The organism is Pantoea sp. SGAir0180, assembly GCF_043546245.1.
The window spans coordinates 2262618-2279010 of sequence record NZ_CP028071.1 but is presented as its reverse complement, the minus strand read 5'-3'; the positions used below and the strand labels follow the sequence as shown (position 1 = coordinate 2279010).

Genomic DNA, 16393 nt, shown 5'->3' with positions numbered 1-16393 from the left:
GGGTTTTTTATCACGTATAACTTAAGCCTGAGGCTGAGTTACCACGTCTTTGATACCTTTAACGTCGATTTCTACACGACGGTCTGGCGCCAGGCAGTCGATCAGGGCTTTACGGCCTTTCACGCTGTCACAGGTGTTGCCAGTCACTGGGTTAGATTCACCCATGCCGCGAGCAGAGATCTTGTTAGCAGGGATACCTTTAGATACCAGGTAATCTACTACAGACTGAGCACGTTTCTCAGACAGTTTCTGGTTGTACTGCTCTGAACCGATGCGATCGGTGAAGCCCAGAACAACGACTGAACCGTCTTTAGGATCCATTGAGCTCAGCTGGCTGTACAGCTGATCCAGAGCCTGCTGACCTTCTGGCTTCAGAGTTGACTTGTTGAAGGTGAACAGAACGTCTGATTTCAGAGTAAAGCGCTTAGTCTGAACAACTGGCGCTGGTGCTGGTGCTGGAGCCGGAGCTGGCGCAGCAACATCATCCTGACCGAAACGGTAAGAAACACCCAGGCTCAGCATGCCGTTGTCTGGACGAGCACCAACGGTCTGTGCGTCACCGATGTTGTTCACCCACTGGTAATCCAGACGGGTTGCCCAGTTTTTGGTCAGAGCATACTCAACACCAACCGCTGCCAGTGGAGAAACACCGGTGTCGTGGTCGCTGATGCGGTTGCCAGTGGCTACGTTCTGCTGAGTTGAGTCAGCGCGCCATACCATACCACCCAGGCGGGTATAAACGTCGAGATCGTCAGCGATTGGGTAGCTCAGTTTAGCAGCCAGTTGGATGCCCTGTGCTTTGAAAGCGCCGTTAGTGACGTTGCCTTTGTTAGGCATACGGCCTAACCAGTCATAACCCAGCTCGAAACCCAGGTATGGGTTAGCCTGGTAACCGGCGAATGCGCCAGCACCCAGTTGGCTTTCGTGAGTTGGGCCGTCGTTATTTTGGTAACCGTTACCGTAGTAACCAGTGTCGTGATACTGAGACCAGCCCAGTTTAGCACCGGTGTACCAGGTGTTATCTTTAGGGGCGGCCTGCGCTACGGTAGCGAAGCCAGCCAGTGCCACTGCAATTGCGATAGCTGTCTTTTTCATTTTGCGCCTCGTTATCATCCAAATAGGCAATGAGCATAAAGGTTGCTCTTGGTTTAATCCTTCGCCGGGTCAAAACGCTCGCTTATGACTCTACCGCAAAAAACGGAGGTTATTGAGCACCCTGGCGAGATAAAGTCTACAACGAGATTGGAAACTTACAAGTGTGATGTGAGGCACTTATGTAAAAAAACAGTGTTTTATACATAAATTCTAACAATTTAGGGTGAACTTCTGTGATGGGGGTAACCCGCAAAATGGGGGCTAAGCCATTGTCATTACTGGCAGGAGCAGAATCAGTGTCTTAGCCCAACGCGAGAGAAAAAATTTCTTGAGATAAATCTCATTTTTTACTTAATGAAACAAATCAGACTGAATTTTTAGCCGACTTTCTGGTCTGACTGGCGTTTTAGAGGACTCACCCGAGCGCAGGATGAGTCCTAACGCTTCACCTTCAGCCGCAGCGAGCTCCAGTTCCCGACGCTCATCTTCATCCAGATCGTAGGGAATCCAGGCTAAAACGACACTGTAATTTCCCGTACGCAGGGCCTTAATCATGGCCTCGACGGCGTTGTAACGTTCAGCGTCGGCGATATGCATACTTTTCTCCAGGGGCAAGCCTGCTTCCTGCATCCAGACCCGACTCAACTTATGCGCCGGTGTTAACCAAAGCTGCCAGCGGGATTGCTGGCTCAGTTGCTGAAGCAACGGTAACAGCAGCATCTGCATCATTCCCGGTTTTTCGCTATAGCGCAATTCAGTAATCCAGCCGCTCTGAGAAGCGGGGTCAGAAGGCGAAGCGTAACGGTGAGTCGGGCATACATTACGGGGATGTTGGGTGCGCATAAATTAATCACTCAGCAGTTGACTGTATGGATGTACAGTAATGGCATCCTGGATAAAGATCAACCTGAATTTCTGAAAATGCCTCGCAAAATTTTCATAATTTTGTGTTCAATACGATTTATTCATTGAACCTGTAACTGAATTTCCCTATCTTCTAACTGACTGAATAGTAAAGATTTTAACATGGGTTTGTTACAGGGAGGTGATGATATGAAGAAAGAACAGCGGGTCATTTTGCGATCAAAGCAACAACTGGCACCTTTAGGTAACATTGAATCCCGCACTCAGTTCGGCGGTTACGCGTTAGCTGTTGAACGCGTCGTGTTTGCGCTGATAAAGGACGATCAGCTTTATCTGCGCGCCAGCGAAGCGCTAAAAGAATATGTTGCACAACGCCCATTGGAGCCGCTCACTTTTCGCAAGCGTGGTATGGCGGTTAGCCTGAATTATTTCAGAGTCGATGAGCATTTATGGTGTGACCAGGCGCACCTGGTTGCCCTTTCAGCGGCCTCATTACAGACTGCGCGCAGGGAACAGGACGATCGGCAGGGACGTGTGCGTTTAAAAGATTTACCCAATGTCACTTTACGGCTGGAAATGATGCTCCATGAGGTAGGCATTTGCAGCGTCGAACATCTGCACGAAGTGGGAGCCCGGGCGTGCTGGTTAAAACTTAAACGTCATAACCAGCACCTCGGCTTTAAAACCTTGCTGGCGCTTGAAGGAGCCATTTCTGGCCATCATGAAGCCGCTCTGCCACCGACGGTCAAAGCGGAGCTGGGCGAATGGTACCAGGCTGCGCTCAAAATGGTAGAAAAGGCAAAGAAGGAGTCTTAATGGGAGCCTAATGCGCGTCGCAGGCGGGCGATTCCCGGCAGCAGGACAACCAGTAAACTCAACTGCTGAAGCACCAGCGGCGTACGTGAATCAGGTCCGGCGGTAAACCGGGTGATGCGCTGTTCCAGTTCCCGACGCATTTCCTCAGCCCGGCTGTCACTGACGATGTCGGTTTGCAGCACATCTTCGACATAGCACACCGTGTCGTCGAGAAGTGCCAGCAGCACTGGATCAGTGACTTTATCGCGGTGCGCCCCCAGCGCGGAGATATAGCTGAGCAACGAGTGGTTCAGGCAAAGTAGCTGAAAGGCCCATTCCCGCAGCTTAGGGTTGGTACGGGTTTCACTGCTCATATTCGACACGACGGAGGCCAGTTCCGCGTCAGCATTATGTGCATCGCGGCGGGCAATACGGTAAGCGAGGCGATTATCTTTGCCCTGATGGTATTGTTCCATAATGGCATCCAGATAACGGCAATTGGCATTGAGTGTGCGCGTCGCCACCGCCGGAAGCTGGCGAAAACGCCAGTCTGGCCAGATAAAGGTGACGGCCAGCCAGGCCAGCGCACAGCCCAGTAACGTGTCCACTACCCGGGGCAGGGCCACTTCAAAGCCTTCGCCTAACAAATTAAAACAGAACAACACCAGCAGAGTAATGAACAAGGTTGCATGAGCATACTGCACCTGACGAAACGCAAAGAACATGACGCCCGTGACCACAATCAAGACCAGTTGGCCTTCAATGGAAGGGACCAGCCAGAGCAGGGGCAGTCCAAGCGCAATGCCCGCGAGCGTGCCGCCAATGCGTAGCGCCAGTCGGCGTTGGGTTGCGCTATAGTTAGGCTGGCAAACAAACAGACTGGTCAGCAGGATCCAGTAGCCGCGCTCCAGCCCGGTAATCTGAATAAATCCGTATCCCACACACATCACAATCGACATGCGTACGGCGTGGCGAAACAGGGCAGAGGCCGGACTCAGGTGAAGGCTGAGGCGCAGTTTAATATCACTCCAGCCACTCAGTTCTTCGCGTGACAGCAGGTTGTCGCTGTGCTGCGGATCAACTGCCTGCGCCTGCTCGGTTTCGATTGAGGCCAGTTGTGCATCGATGGCCTGCAGGTTGCGAAGCAGCCAAAGCAGTGCACCGGTATGGGCGGCATCCGGCTCGCTCTGCGCCAGCCGGTGAATCGCATTTTCCAGACGTTCAAAAACACGCTCAAAGCGGCCATTATGTTCCCAGCGTTCGCGCAGCAGAATCGCCCGGGCAAGCTGGCGACAGGCCTGTGCCTGCATATTCAGTAAACGCTGAAAGCGAAACAGGATCTCGTTGTAACGCCAGTCGCCACGCAGAAGATGGTACTGCAGATGCGAAGAGCTGGCGCGCTCATGGATGTCCTGAGCCACGAAGTAATAGTGCAGGCTGCGTCGGGTACCGCGTGAGCCCCTGTCACCTCGTAAACGGCTTTGCAAGGTGGTCTTGGTCAGATTGAGCTGTGCAACCAGCTGGCTGTTTACCATCGCGGCTTTAACAAATGCAGCATCATCCTGTTCACCCGCGTCAGGATCAAACAGATTGGCTTTGGCATCCAGATAGTGGGCCAGCTGTGAAAAACTGGCTGCCAGTTGTTCCTGCACCGGACGAACCGGAAACATTAAATGGCCCAGCAGCGTCAGCAGGTTATACCACAGTGCCCCAACCAACAGCAGCATGGGCTGCATATACCATTGTGAGAACAACCCAATGCCCAGCATGGTGTAAACGGCAATCAGTAAGGCGCCAAATGCAATGGTGGCATAGCGCTGTCCCAGCGCGCCTAACAGAATGAATCCCCATGTTGAACCTGCCAGGCCGATAATAAATACCAACGGATGCGGGAACAGCAGCTCTACTGAAACCGAAGCGATGCAAAAACAAAGTAAGGTAATCAGCAGGTTTTTAAGCCGCCCGGCCAGCCTGTCATCCAGATCGGCCAGCGCGGCGGCAACCACGCCGAGGGTTAACGGAATCGTCCACTCAATTTGCTGCAGTATCCAGGGCACAGCCGCACATCCTGATAAGGCAAACAGAATGCGCAGCAGATAACGCCAGGTGCTGTTAAAAAGATACTTTCGCCACCCGGACAGCATACTAATAGCGGCGGCGGGCATTGGCATCACGCGCGGCACGCGCCTCTTCCACAGAGACGACCCGACGTCCTACCGGCCAGAGTGCAATGGCGGCAATCTTGAAATTGGCGAGGCCCACCGGAATACCAATAATGCTGATGCACTGCACGATGCCGACAGAAATGTGCGACAGGCATAACCACCAACCGAAAAAGATAAACCAGAAAATGTTCAGAAAGGTGCCGCCGGTGTTCATGATAGGGCTTTTATTCTCCGGGCGCAGAACGTCAACATGGACCGCTTCATTGCCAAACGGCAGAAATGACAGCTTAGTGATCTCCCAGCAGGAGCGCGTTAAGGGCAGGGTAAAGATCAGGACGATACTGATGAGCGTGGCGAATAACCAACTCAGCGTGGTGAAAAATCCACCCAGGACAAAATTAAGAATATTTAAAACAGTACGCATAACAGGCTTTTCCTTTTGCACTCCGCAATCTGTGCCGCCAAGTTTAGCGTGTTTTAAGGCTGGAGCGTCAAGAGTCTGACAGGTAAACTCCGATTACTCTCTATCTCGGTCGTTGGTGTCGGCGTGGAACTTAAAGCAACATCCATGGGCAAACGGCTTGCCCAGCATCCTTATCATCGTGTTCGCCTGTTATCCGCGGGCGTTGAGGTCAGCGGCGACAAACACGAATATTTGATCCCCTTCAATCAGTTGTCCGACATCACCTGTAAACGGGGAATGGTGTGGGGTGAACTGGAATTCTTACTGGCGGACAACAAGGTTGTGCGTTTGCACGGTACGGAATGGCAGGAGACGCAGCGTTTTTTCCACTACCTCATGCAGTCGTGGCAAAGCTGGAGTCAGGAAATGAGTGAAGTATGCGCGGCGGTTTTACAGGCGCTGCGCGACGACATTCAGGGATTCAGCGAACAGGAGCGTTGGCTGAAGCGCAGCGAACTTCAGGCGATCAAAGATAAGATCCGCAAACAGTTTGACGCGTTACCTTTGCCGCTTTCCCGCATTGAGCAGTTTGATTCCTGCCGTGAAAACTGGGCATTTTGCCAATACTGGCTGCAGCAGGGCGAGACGGCGATGACGCAGCGCAATCGTGACTGGACGGCGGCCATGTTGACCCGCTACCGGGATTTTTTCGCCACGGTGGAATCCACCCCGCTGAACGAGTCACAGGCAGAAGCGGTGGTTAACGGCGAAGACGCTGTGCTGGTGCTGGCGGGCGCTGGCAGCGGCAAAACGTCAGTATTAGTGGCCCGCGCGGGGTGGCTGTTACAGCGCAGACTGGCCGCTGCCGATCAGATTTTGTTGCTGGCATTTGGTCGTCATGCGGCGGAAGAGATGAATGACCGTATTCAACGCCGCTTAGGGGCCGGGGATATCCAGGCGCGTACGTTTCATGCGCTGGCCCTGCATATCATTCGGGAAGGAAGTCATAAACAGCCGGTCATCAGTAAACTCGAAAGCGATGCCGACGCGCGTCGGACATGGCTGATCGACCACTGGCGCCAGCAGTGTAATGAAAAAAAAGCTCAGGCGAATGGCTGGCGGCAATGGTTGCGTGATGAACTGGAGTGGGAGGTCAGCGAAGGCCCTTTCTGGCAGGATGATCGTTTAGCACAGCGCCTGGCGTCTCGTCTTGAACGCTGGCTTGGCCTGATGCGGATGCATGGCGGCGCACAGGCCGCCATGATTGAGGATGTACCTGACGCGCTGCGCGACGTATTCAGTAAGCGGATTAAATTGATGGCACCCCTTCTGAAGGCCTGGAAAAGTGCGCTTAAGGACGAGGGCGCAGTCGACTTCTCCGGGCTGATTCATCAGGCCATCGCGATCCTCGAAAAGGGCCGCTTTGTCAGCCCCTGGAAGCATATTCTGGTTGACGAATTTCAGGATATTTCGCCACAACGCGCGGCTTTACTCAGCGCGCTGCGTCAGCAAAACACACGCACGACATTGTTTGCGGTGGGCGATGACTGGCAGGCAATTTACCGGTTCAGCGGCGCAGAGATGAGTCTGACAACGGCATTCCATCGCTATTTTGGTGAGGGCGATCGTTGTGTGCTGGATACGACCTATCGTTTCAATGATCGTATTGGTGAAGTGGCGAATCGGTTTATCCAGCAAAATCCGCATCAACTGCGTAAGCCCTTAAACAGTCTGACGAAAGGGAATAAAAAGTCGATTGCTTTGCTCCCGCACGATCAGTTTGAGGCACTTCTTAACAAGCTAAGCGGTTATGTTAAAGCGGATGAGCGCGTACTGCTGTTGGCTCGCTATCACTATTTGCGTCCTGAACTGCTGGATAAGGCAAAAACCCGCTGGCCAAAAATGCGTATCGATTTTATGACCATTCATGCCAGTAAAGGTCAGCAGGCCGATTACGTCATTGTGCTGGGTCTGCAGCAAGGCAAAGAAGGGTTTCCCGCGCCGCAGCGTGAGTCCATTATGGAGCAGGGGCTGCTGCCGCAGCCCGAAGACTTCCCTGATGCAGAAGAGCGCCGGCTGGCGTATGTTGCCCTGACGCGCGCGCGGCAACAGGTCTGGTTGCTGTTCGATAAACAACAACCCTCAGTCTTCGTCGATGCGTTCCGGGCACTGGATGTACCCGTATTACGTAAAGCCTGAATCAGTTCAGGCGTTCGGCAAGGTAGCGTGCGTAATCCGGGATTCGCACGTCCACTGTTTGCGAAAAAAGCGGTGACTGAATAATAAAATCGGCCGTTGCCCGATTGGTGGCGACCGGAATATTCCACACTGTCGCCAGACGAAGCAGGGCCTTAACATCAGGATCGTGGGGCACGGCATTAAGCGGATCCCAGAAAAACATCAGCGCATCTATTTTGCCTTCGGCAATGAGCGCACCGACCTGTTGATCGCCGCCCATCGGGCCACTGAGCATCGCGTTCACGTTCAGGCCGGTGTGACGGTTGATGAGATTACCGGTCGTCCCGGTTGCGTAAAGAATATGGGGTTCAAGTGCGGATTGGTTTCGTGTAACCCAGTCCAGCAGAGAAGCTTTGCAATGGTCATGGGCGACCAGCGCGATATGTTTTTGTTGACCAAGCGTTCGTACGGTGTAGTCCATAACAGCATCCTGATGCCAGTGAGCCCAACAGCCCGTTGCCGCAGTTTACCTTGTACGCTTTCTGTCTATCAACTTGCCCGCAGCATTTTGACCAGATTGATAAATTGCTGGCGGGTTGCTTCATCAAAACGTTCAAACCAGCGCTGAATTGAAGGCGTTGTGCTCTGAACGGACCAGGCGAGGTCCGCCGTCAGTTGGGCGGAAGGAGAGGGCGCGGTAAGATTCGCGAATTGCGGCACAGAGGCAGCCAGGCCCATGCGATTATACTTAACCATGGCTTTTTCGATGTCCACGCCCGGGCTGGTGGGCAGACGATCGCGCACGCTGAATATTTCTTTGCCCTTCTCGTCCACCAGCCTGAAGGCCAGCGTTCGGTCGAAGTTATATCGCTCGCGCGCACTGGTCAGCGGTGGCAGGCGAATCGTGATGGTTTTTGCCGCCGCAGTGAATGCCACGATCATGGGCACGGACTGGTAGCCCGGTAGCGCCGTCTTACGGGGATCTGCCGGTTGTTCTACCCGAAATAAAAATTGATGTTGACCCCGTTCAAGCTCCAGGCTGTCGGCCCCTTTCAAGAGAGAGCCTGATATCTTACGCCCGTCCAGTACCATTAGCGTAACCTGCGGATCAAGTTTTAACGTAATTGCAGAACAGGACGCCGAAACGAGGAGGGCAATAAACCCCGTTACAGCCATTGACAGCTTCATTTCGACTCCGGTCAAAAGTGGGTGGATGTAGCAATTTTTTACATTATGGCATTAAGTTTACAATTATACATATATATTCGAGCGAAGCGGCACAATATGTCTTTACGCCAGGTGCGAACTCTGTAACGCCTCATCTACACTAAAGATTAAAGTGAAAGGAGATGGACATGAATGATCAGACTATTCGTGACGTACTGACCCGGACAAAACGCATCGCGTTGGTGGGGGCGAGTGATCGTCCGGAACGCCCCAGTTATGGCGTAATGAAGTATCTGCTTGATCAAGGCTATGAGGTTATTCCGGTGAGTCCGAAGCTGGCAGGCAAAACCCTGTTAGGGCAGACAGCCTATGGATCGCTGGCAGAGGTGCCGGGAAAAATCGATATGGTGGATGTGTTCCGCAATTCAGAGGCAGCATGGGAAGTGGCTCAGGAAGCCATCGCTGCCGGAGCCGATTCGCTCTGGTTACAAATTGGGGTAATCAATGAGCAGGCCGCCGTGCTGGCCCAGGATGCGGGAATGACGGTGATTATGGATCGTTGCCCCAAAATCGAGATCCCGAGACTGGGGCTGGGACACTAATATCAGGCGCGGCAACACCGTTGCCGCCCGCTGTTAATGGCGCAGATGAGGAGCCTGAAGCTGTTTACGTACCGAGGCGGCCAGTTCATCCATTGAGGGCTGCTCAGGATGTTCCGGGCTGGTTTCACCGGCCAGCTGAATTTCAGCCACATAGGTATGAACCTGACTGCCTTGTTCATCTTCCATCACCACATGATACCAGGGCGCACTGCGCATGGTATCGGCGGCACCAATTTCATCCAGGTGCGGCTCATCTAACGCGTATTCAGGATCGACATCGACAATGACACCCAGCACGCCGGAGAGGCGATGACGAACCTGCTGACCAATACCAAATTTACTGGCAATCATGATGACCTCCGAAAAAAACTGTCCTGCCTGTTATGTGGGGGCAGGGACAGTCATTTCAAGTCACATGACGCGGCAGGCGAAGCCTTTCAGGTAAAGTCCTTCAGGATAGGTTGCAATCACGGGATGATCGGCCGCCTGGCGGAACTGTTCAACAAACTGCACGTCACGGCCGGCATCCAGTGCGGCATCTGCGATGATTTTCTGGAAAAGGTCGGTAGCCATTAAGCCCGAACAGGAGAAGGTCATCAATATTCCGCCGGGATTCAGTAACTGAATGGCCAGCATGTTAATGTCTTTATAGCCACGGCAGGCTCCCATGAGCTGGCTTTTATTCTCCACGAACTTAGGCGGATCCATAATGATGAGATCAAATTTTTCACCCTCATCACGGTAGCGGCGCAGCAGTTTAAAGACATCATCGCGCTGAAATTTAGCACGCGCGAGATCCAGCTTATTCAGCTCAACGTTTTGTCGTGCAACATCCAGCGCGTCCTGAGACGTATCTACGCTGATAACTTCCTGACAACCGCCGATTAGCGCTGATACGGCAAAGCCACCGGTGTAGGAGAAACAGTTAAGCACGCGAGCATCTTTGGCATAGCGCCGTGTGGCATAACGGCTGTCGCGCTGGTCAAGGTAATAGCCTGTTTTATGCCCACCCTGAATATCCACCAGCAGTTTCATATCGTGTTCGGTGATCGGCAAGAGTGCGGGAGGATACTCACCGGTAACGGTGCCCTGCGCCAGTTCCAGCCCTTCTTTTTTACGGACAGCGACATCAGATCGATCGTAGATCGCACAATCCGGAAAGCACTGCTGCAGCGCTGAAATGATAGCCGGGCGTTGGTATTCTGCGCCGGCGGATAATAACTGCAGCACCAGAAAGCGTCCGAAACGGTCAATAGTCACGCCAGGCAGACCATCCGACTCGCCAGCGATCAGGCGATAGCTGTCCAGCCCATCGCGCTCAGCCAGCCATTCACGCCAGACCAGCGCGTGCTGAAAACGCCGCACGAAAAAGGCGATATCGATGGATTCGTCCTGCTGCCAGCTCCAGACGCGGGCGCGAATCTGTGACTGCGGTGAATAGGCGGCGCGAGCCAGCCATTTGCCATTACTGTCACAGACATCAATGGTTTCACCTTGTTGCGCTTTGCCTTCCAGACGAGCAACGGCCCCAGAGAAAACCCAGGGATGGCGACGGAGCAGGGACTTTTCACGTCCCTTCGCGAGAATCAATCGAACGGTCATATTTGCTATGCTTACCTGAAAAAATGAGGCGCTATTGTCCAGTGGATAACGGCAAATTGCAACGAAAGGCAGGAGAAGGCCATGGCGAAGGTCTGTTACAAAGTCTGGGTACAGGGCACGGTGCAGGGCGTGGGTTTCCGTTACAGCACCCAGGCGAAAGCAAACACACTTAACGTGCAGGGTTACGCACGGAACCTTGAAGATGGTCGTGTGGAAGTCCTGGCCTGCGGCGATGCCGAACAGGTCAATGCATTACTTGACTGGTTAAAAGCGGGCGGGCCGCGCACAGCCCGTGTAGAAAAGGTCCTGGTGGAGCCGCATCATGCCGCTGACATGCCGCACGGCTTCACCACGGGTTGATTACAGGCATTTTGCCGGTTTTGGCAGACCGGCAATTTTGGTTGCCTGCTTGGCAGGGCCCTCGGGGAAAAGGCGAAACAGGTAACGGCTGTTTCCTTTTTCTTCGCCATACTTTTTTGCCATCGCCTTCACCAGCATTCTTACGGCGGGGGAAGTATTAAATTCCAGATAAAAGTCGCGTACGAAGCGCACGACTTCCCAATGGGCATCTGTCATGGTGATGGCTTCTTCTGCCGCAATCTGCAGCGCCAGGCCTTCGCTCCAGTCCTGATGGTTTTTCAGATAACCTTCGGCATCGACAGCAATTTCGTCATCGTTGTAATCCATAGTGCATCCTCAGATTCGTTCGGGCTGCAGTTTACCAAACTGGCCCCACAGAAAAAGCAAAAACCCCGCCTGAGCGGGGTTTTTCAGTTTACATGCAGTGCGTTAGTTACTACGTGAGAAACCTAAAATGCTTAACAGGCTCACGAAGATGTTATAGAGGGAAACATACAGGCTGACCGTTGCACGAATATAGTTGGTTTCGCCGCCATGAATGATGTTGCTGGTTTCCCACAAAATAGCCCCCGCCGAGAACAGAATGAACAGGGCGCTAATCGCCAGTTGCAGCGCTGGCAAGTGCAGGAACAGGTTCGCCACAACGGCGACCAGTAACACGACAAAGCCCGCCATCATCATGCCGCCAAGGAAGGACATATCCCGTCCTGTCGTCAGCACATAGGCAGAGCAGCAGAAAAACACCAGTGCCGTTCCGCCGAGCGCCAGGGCGATCACGTCACCCATCCCTGCGGCCAGATAGGTGCTCAGGATAGGACCCAGACAGTAGCCCAGGAAGCCCGTAAATGCGAAAGCAGCTAAAATTCCCGTCGGGCTGTCAGCCAGACGGTAGGTCAGGAACATCAGACCATAGAAGCCCACCAGCATCAGGATCAAACCCGGGGCGGGCAGGGCCAGCAGTGTACTCGCTGTTGCGGTCAGCGCGGAAAAGGCGAGGGTCAGGCCCAGCAGAAAATAGGTGTTACGCAGGACCTTGTGCGTACTCAGTAATGACTGTCGCGATGATGATGAAACTATTCTGTCCATGTTGCGCTCCTGTAAGGCAGAACACCAAATATGCGTTGAGAATACGCAGCGCGATAAAGCGGGAAAAGAGGTTTTACCCTTCTTTACGCGAAAAAAACGCTAATTCTTTGAGCACACTGGCGATTTTGACAACGAATAACGCTTTTTTGACTGTTTTTCAGGCGAACGGATTATCACAGGCTTTACATCTCCATAGGGGATGTTTATAGTGCGCGTCATTGCGGAGGGGTGGCCGAGCGGCTTAAGGCAGCGGTCTTGAAAACCGCCGATGGGAAACCATCCGAGAGTTCGAATCTCTCCTCCTCCGCCACTTCATCTCTTAAAGAGTGAAGTGGCAAGACAGCGTTATCGCATCTTGCCTTTGCAGTAGTATGACAACCCGGAGGGATGGCCGAGCGGCTTAAGGCAGCGGTCTTGAAAACCGCCGATGGGAAACCATCCGAGAGTTCGAATCTCTCTTCCTCCGCCACATTTACAGGCCAGCACAGCGTGCTGGCCTGTTTCGTTTTACGTGCCTTACACGTTTCTCCATTATTATCCCTGCCTTTTCAGTAAACTGGACTGTTTTTACCCGCGTCCGGTATCTCTGCTATAGTCCAGTAATTGTTTTTACTTTCACCTGGCGCTTTTCAGGGGCAAGCTGAGTTACACTATCCGTCACGTCGCTCTATGGCGAGCTAATCGGTTGATAGCCAGAGTGTTTTTTTACTGAATGAATGGAATAGGCACAATGATCAAGAAACTGAGTCTTTGCGCATTGTCGGTACTCGCTGCATTACCGATCGGGACGCTGGCCCACGCCGCGGATAACGAGATGCAGCTCCAGCAGGTACTGATGTTTAGCCGCCATAATCTGCGTGCGCCGCTTGCGGATAATGGTAGCGTACTGGCACAGTCCACCAAAAAAAGCTGGCCAGAGTGGGAGGTGCCCGGCGGGCAACTGACCACCAAAGGTGGCGTGCTCGAAGTCTATATGGGTAACTACACGCGCCAGTGGCTTGCGCAGCAGGGCCTGGTGAAGAACGGCGCCTGTCCGGACAGCAACAGCGTGTTTGTCTACGCAAATAGTCTGCAACGTACCGTAGCGACGGCCCAGTTTTTTGTAAATGGTGCCTTCCCGGGCTGTGATATTGCGGTGACCCATCAGGATGAAATGGGCAGCATGGATCCGGTATTTAATCCCGTGATCACCGATGGCAATGAAGAATTCATCAAAAAAGCGCTGGCGGACATGACTGCCGCTAATGAGAAGCTGGCCCTGAAGCCAGCGTATCAGCGTCTGGACAAAATTGTCGACTACAAGTCTTCTCCGGCCTGTAATAACAAAAAGCAGTGCGATCTGAGCAGTGGGCAAAATACCTTTATTGTTGAAAACGGCAAAGAGCCTGGCGTGAACGGACCGCTGAAAGTGGGGAATTCCCTTATGGATGCCTTTACGCTGCAATATTACGAAGGCTTTCCGCTGGATCAGGTTGCCTGGGGGCAAATTAAAACCCCTGAGCAGTGGCAGTCACTGTCAGCGATTAAAAACGGCTATCAGGACACGCTGTTTACCACACCAGATGTGGCACGCAACGTCGCGGCTCCACTGGTGGACTATATTCGCAGCCAGCTCATCGATCAGGATAAAGCTGACTCACCCAAAGTGACCCTGATGGTAGGGCATGACTCCAACATAGCGTCATTGTTGAGCGCCTTACAGGTCAAACCTTATGATCTGCCAGAGACCTATGAGAAAACACCCATTGGTGGACAGGTGGTGTTTGAACGCTGGCATGATGCCAAAAACAACAAAGACCTGCTGAAGATGGAATACGTGTATCAGACCGCCGATCAGTTGCGCGATGCCCAGGTGTTAAGTCTGAAAACGCCACCGAAGCGCGTCACTCTGCAACTGGCGGGTTGTCCGACCGACGCGAACGGTTACTGCAGCTGGGAGCAGTTTACCCAGGTGCTGAACAGCGCGCTGCAGGGGACTGCGTTGCAACCGGCGGCGGCAGAGCAGCCAGCGGCCAGTGCCAACGCGGGCGCGGCGAATCCTGCGGCGTCAAAAGCTGACGATAAAGCCAGCGCCGATAAGGCGACGGCTGATAACGCTGCTGCCCAGAAAGCGGCTGACGATAAGGTAAAGGCGGACAAAGCGGCTGACGAGAAAGCGAAAGCTGATAAAGCCGCCGCGGATAAAGCCGCTGCGCAAAAGGCGGCGGATGAGAAGGCCAGCGCTGATAAGGCTGCTGCCCAGAAAGCGGCGGATGACAAAGCCAAAGCGGAAAACGCCGCCAACGCGCAAAATAAAACGGATAACAGTCCTGCGAAGCAGCCCACTGCAGCCAACTAATAGCTTTCGGTCACTGAAAACAAAAAACCCCGTTAAGACGGGGTTTTTTTTACGCTTCAGGCTGCGCTTATCCGGCCACAACCACCAGTTTCTGGTTCGCAAACTCTTTGATACCCAGATCGGAAAGTTCGCGTCCGTAGCCAGAACGCTTCACACCGCCGAAAGGCAGCTCCGCAGAGGTGTCGCTCTGCGAGTTGATGAACACCATGCCCGTTTCAATGGCGGAGGCCAGCTTACGGCCACGCGCAATATCGCGTGTCCACACGGAACCGCCCAGCCCATAGTGTGAATCATTGGCCAGGGCCACCGCCTCGTCATCATTGGCGACCACATAAACCTGCGCCACCGGGCCAAAAAACTCCTGAAAATAGGCAGGGTTATCGCGGGTGATATGGGTAAGCAGCGTGGGCTGGTAATAGCACCCTACGCCCGCCACCGCTTTACCACCTGTGACCAGCTTAGCGCCGTTTGCGACGGCTTCATCAACCTGTTTAACCAGACGATCGCGCGCATCAGCCGACGAAAGCGGTCCCAGAGTGGTTTTCTCATCCAGCGGATCGCCCAACACCGCTGCGTTAAGCGCCGCACTGAATTTATCGATAAAGGTATCCGCAATCTTCTCGTTCAGAATAAAACGCTTGGCTGCTGTACAGACCTGACCGCAGTTGCTCAGTCGCGCCTGCACGCCCTGACGAACGGCTTCATCCAGATCGGCATCCTCCGTGACCACAAAGACGTCATTGCCGCCCAACTCCAGCGTGGATTTTTTCAAATGCTTACCGGCCTGTTCAGCAACGGCGCTTCCCGCCCGTTCGGATCCTGTCAGAGCCACGCCCTGTACCCGGTCATCGGCAATCAGTTCCGCAACCTGATCGGTAGAGATAAACAGGTTGGTCCAGGCACCCTCAGGCGCGCCCGCTTCCTTCACCAGCTTTTCGAAGACATCGGCACAATGCGGCACGATGTTGGCGTGTTTAGCCAGTACCGGATTACCCAGTGCCAGATTTGGTGCCAGCACGCGCATCAGTTGGTAGTAGGGGAAGTTCCACGGTTCGACCGCAACCAGCACACCAATGGGATGATACTCAACCCAGGCATCGCCCAACTCACTTTCATAAGGTTGTGGCTTCAGGATGCGTTCTGCATGCTCAGCGTAATAGCGGGCGATTTGCGCGCAGATTTTGACTTCGCCACGGCTTTGGCCAATCAGCTTGCCCATCTCTTTACTGGCAATAGTCGCCAGTTCTTCCGCACGGTCATCAATCAGATCAGCCAGTTTTTTCAATACCTGAAGTCGTGGCTGAATAGCGCCTTTACTCCAGTCAGAGTGGAACAGCCGATCCGCCGTTTCCAGCGCTTGCGTCACGGCCGCGCTGTCATGGGAAGGCCAGCTTTTCATTAACTGATTGTTTGCCGGGTTGATGCTTTGATAAGAAGACATAGAATTCTCCGTGGTCAACGATAAAAAAAGGGCGGGGCCAGGCCCGCCATGCCGTCAGACGTTCTTTCGCTCAACCGTTTTGTCGTCCCACGTGAGGACGTCCTGATCGGTTTTTTCAAACGCGCGGATTAATACGTCATCGCTTCCCTGTTGACGCCAGATCTCTTCCGCCAGGCGCTCGTCATAGTTTGCGACTTCAAAAATGGCCTCGGCAATTTCGGGCGAGGTGTGACGCAAACTGGCCCATTCACCTACGTGATGTGCTTTTGACTGATTCGTCGACATACTGATCTCCTT

General features: G+C 53.5%; 17 protein-coding genes and 2 tRNA genes. 7 read left to right on the top strand and 12 right to left on the bottom strand.

Features of this window, described 5'->3' with window-relative positions; genetic code table 11:
* Positions 1-21: 21 nt before the first annotated feature.
* Together ompA and sulA are read right to left on the bottom strand one after the other, a co-directional pair.
* Complete coding sequence (ompA, locus tag C1N58_RS10690; RefSeq protein WP_058707592.1) at positions 22-1095, bottom strand: porin OmpA; 1074 nt, start codon at positions 1093-1095, stop codon at positions 22-24.
* Positions 1096-1446: 351 nt separating this feature from the next.
* Positions 1447-1938, bottom strand: coding sequence for an SOS-induced cell division inhibitor SulA (gene sulA, locus C1N58_RS10685; protein ID WP_039341244.1), 492 nt, complete (start codon positions 1936-1938; stop codon positions 1447-1449).
* Between the two features lie 210 nt (positions 1939-2148).
* Between sulA and C1N58_RS10680 the strand changes: the two genes are divergently transcribed.
* Positions 2149-2775 carry a TfoX/Sxy family DNA transformation protein gene (locus C1N58_RS10680; protein WP_054634362.1) on the top strand — a complete coding sequence of 209 codons (627 nt, stop codon included), beginning with the start codon at positions 2149-2151 and terminating at the stop codon, positions 2773-2775.
* On the opposite strand, the gene yccS is transcribed toward C1N58_RS10680, so the two are convergent.
* Both yccS and C1N58_RS10670 read right to left on the bottom strand, forming a co-directional pair.
* Positions 2772-4919, bottom strand: coding sequence for a YccS family putative transporter (gene yccS / locus C1N58_RS10675; RefSeq protein WP_394564882.1), 2148 nt, complete (start codon positions 4917-4919; stop codon positions 2772-2774). The genes C1N58_RS10680 and yccS overlap by 4 nt on opposite strands.
* Positions 4900-5343, bottom strand: a complete 444-nt coding sequence (locus C1N58_RS10670; RefSeq protein WP_054634211.1) for a YccF domain-containing protein — start codon at positions 5341-5343, stop codon at positions 4900-4902. The genes yccS and C1N58_RS10670 overlap by 20 nt, the downstream gene beginning before the upstream one ends.
* Positions 5344-5466: 123 nt before the next feature.
* Between C1N58_RS10670 and helD the strand changes: the two genes are divergently transcribed.
* Positions 5467-7521: a DNA helicase IV gene (gene helD, locus C1N58_RS10665; protein ID WP_394564167.1), complete on the top strand. Its 2055-nt coding sequence runs from the start codon at positions 5467-5469 to the stop codon at positions 7519-7521.
* A 1-nt stretch (position 7522) separates the two neighbouring features.
* Here the strand turns inward: helD and mgsA are convergent, their stop codons facing one another.
* Positions 7523-7981: a methylglyoxal synthase gene (mgsA, locus tag C1N58_RS10660; RefSeq protein ID WP_039341234.1), complete on the bottom strand. Its 459-nt coding sequence runs from the start codon at positions 7979-7981 to the stop codon at positions 7523-7525.
* A gap of 68 nt (positions 7982-8049) precedes the next feature.
* Positions 8050-8688, bottom strand: a complete 639-nt coding sequence (locus C1N58_RS10655; RefSeq protein ID WP_394564166.1) for a YccT family protein — start codon at positions 8686-8688, stop codon at positions 8050-8052.
* Positions 8689-8855: 167 nt separating this feature from the next.
* Here C1N58_RS10655 and C1N58_RS10650 point away from each other — a divergent pair, with 167 nt between their 5' ends.
* Positions 8856-9269: a CoA-binding protein gene (locus C1N58_RS10650; protein WP_033737602.1), complete on the top strand. Its 414-nt coding sequence runs from the start codon at positions 8856-8858 to the stop codon at positions 9267-9269.
* 33 nt (positions 9270-9302) lie between these two features.
* Here the strand turns inward: C1N58_RS10650 and hspQ are convergent, their stop codons facing one another.
* A complete protein-coding gene (hspQ, locus tag C1N58_RS10645; protein ID WP_006118675.1) occupies positions 9303-9620 on the bottom strand; it encodes a heat shock protein HspQ in 318 nt (105 codons plus the stop codon).
* A 60-nt stretch (positions 9621-9680) separates the two neighbouring features.
* A complete protein-coding gene (rlmI, locus tag C1N58_RS10640) occupies positions 9681-10871 on the bottom strand; it encodes a 23S rRNA (cytosine(1962)-C(5))-methyltransferase RlmI (protein ID WP_033737601.1) in 1191 nt (396 codons plus the stop codon).
* Between the two features lie 81 nt (positions 10872-10952).
* Between rlmI and yccX the strand changes: the two genes are divergently transcribed.
* Complete coding sequence (gene yccX, locus C1N58_RS10635; protein ID WP_033737600.1) at positions 10953-11231, top strand: acylphosphatase; 279 nt, start codon at positions 10953-10955, stop codon at positions 11229-11231.
* On the opposite strand, the gene C1N58_RS10630 is transcribed toward yccX, so the two are convergent.
* Complete coding sequence (locus C1N58_RS10630) at positions 11232-11558, bottom strand: TusE/DsrC/DsvC family sulfur relay protein (protein WP_394564165.1); 327 nt, start codon at positions 11556-11558, stop codon at positions 11232-11234.
* A gap of 102 nt (positions 11559-11660) precedes the next feature.
* The gene (gene yccA / locus C1N58_RS10625) at positions 11661-12317 is read right to left on the bottom strand and encodes an FtsH protease modulator YccA (protein ID WP_006118679.1); all 657 of its coding nucleotides are present in this window, start codon (positions 12315-12317) and stop codon (positions 11661-11663) included.
* 222 nt (positions 12318-12539) lie between these two features.
* Between yccA and C1N58_RS10620 the strand changes: the two genes are divergently transcribed.
* From C1N58_RS10620 to agp, 3 genes are all read left to right on the top strand, one after another.
* Positions 12540-12627, top strand: a tRNA-Ser gene (locus C1N58_RS10620).
* A 71-nt stretch (positions 12628-12698) separates the two neighbouring features.
* Positions 12699-12786, top strand: a tRNA-Ser gene (locus tag C1N58_RS10615).
* A 261-nt stretch (positions 12787-13047) separates the two neighbouring features.
* Positions 13048-14655, top strand: a complete 1608-nt coding sequence (gene agp, locus C1N58_RS10610) for a bifunctional glucose-1-phosphatase/inositol phosphatase (RefSeq protein WP_394564164.1) — start codon at positions 13048-13050, stop codon at positions 14653-14655.
* 67 nt (positions 14656-14722) lie between these two features.
* On the opposite strand, the gene C1N58_RS10605 is transcribed toward agp, so the two are convergent.
* A complete protein-coding gene (locus C1N58_RS10605; protein WP_110267822.1) occupies positions 14723-16096 on the bottom strand; it encodes an NAD-dependent succinate-semialdehyde dehydrogenase in 1374 nt (457 codons plus the stop codon).
* Positions 16097-16150: 54 nt separating this feature from the next.
* A complete protein-coding gene (locus C1N58_RS10600; RefSeq protein ID WP_006118682.1) occupies positions 16151-16381 on the bottom strand; it encodes a YccJ family protein in 231 nt (76 codons plus the stop codon).
* Positions 16382-16393 lie beyond the last annotated feature (12 nt).